The 1,107-nt window shown below is 19.2% G+C and carries 1 protein-coding gene and 1 pseudogene; both read right to left on the bottom strand.

The features are described from left to right. A partial coding sequence (locus tag T403_RS0103980; RefSeq protein WP_033161528.1) for an ATP-binding cassette domain-containing protein occupies nt 1-733 on the bottom strand: 733 nt, incomplete at its 3' end. A gap of 59 nt (nt 734-792) precedes the next feature. Beyond that, nucleotides 793-1,107 (bottom strand): annotated as a pseudogene (locus T403_RS0103985) (translation elongation factor Ts); the annotation flags it as partial.

The raw sequence follows: 1,107 nt of genomic DNA on the forward strand, positions 1-1,107 counted from the left end.
TTTTTTGTATAAGCTCTATTGTTTTATTTTTTATTTCAACATCTAAAGCAGAAAAGGGTTCATCTAGTAAAATAAGTGAATTTTTTTTAATAATCGCCTTACAAAGCGCAACTCTTTGTTTTTGACCACCAGAAATAAACATTGCTTTTTTATTTAATAAATGATCAATTTCTAATTTTTTAGCAATTTGTAAAATTTCTTGATTAAAAATTTTTTTAAGTTTTTGAGAATTTAAAAATTTAAAAAATACTTTTGAGAATTTAAATTTTTTAAAAATATAAAGATTGATTTTTAATATTAAAAATTTTTCTTTTTTTTCTGAAATATTTTTCTTAAATTGTTCAACCAAATTTAAGAATTTTTTATCTTTTTGTAAATATTTATTTATAAATTCTTCATATAATATTAAATATTTTCCTTTTTTTCATTTTGGAGAATTTTTTGCACTTAAAAAAATATTTTGATAAACACTAATTTGTTCATATAAAATGTGATTTTGCAATATATAACCAATATCATTTGTTTTTAAATCATTTTTAATTTTAATTGATGAATTTTGAAAATTATCAATTTGAGCAATTAAATTTAGCAAAGTCGTTTTTCCAGAACCCGAAGGACCAACAATTGAAATTCAACTATTTTCTTCAATTTCTAAATCACTAATATTTAAAATACTTTCATTCTTATATTTAAAGTTTAGATTTTGAATTTTAATTAAAATATTATCATTCATTATTTAAAGTATTAAAAAAATAAAATGCCAATATTATTGACATTTTTTATTATAATTTTTTATTTTTTATTAGCTTCGTTTAATTGCGCATTAACTTCTGCAACAAAGTCAGTTTCTTTTTTTTCAATTCCTTCACCAACTTCAAAACGAACTCCAGAAACTAATGAACATTTATTATTGCTTAAATATGTATTAACTTTTAATGATGAATCTACAACGAATTCTTGTAATTCTAAAACAGATTTTGATAATTCTTTATTTATTTTTCCTTCAATCATCTTCTCTTTAATGTTTTCAGGTTTTTTACTATCTTTTACTGAATTATTTAATTCATTAGTAAATTCTTTTTTCAATTTATTATATTCACTTTTTGG

This window comes from Mycoplasma collis ATCC 35278, assembly GCF_000701825.1.
In the GTDB taxonomy this organism is placed as follows: Bacteria; Bacillota_I; Bacilli_A; order Mycoplasmatales; family Metamycoplasmataceae; genus Mesomycoplasma_A; species Mesomycoplasma_A collis.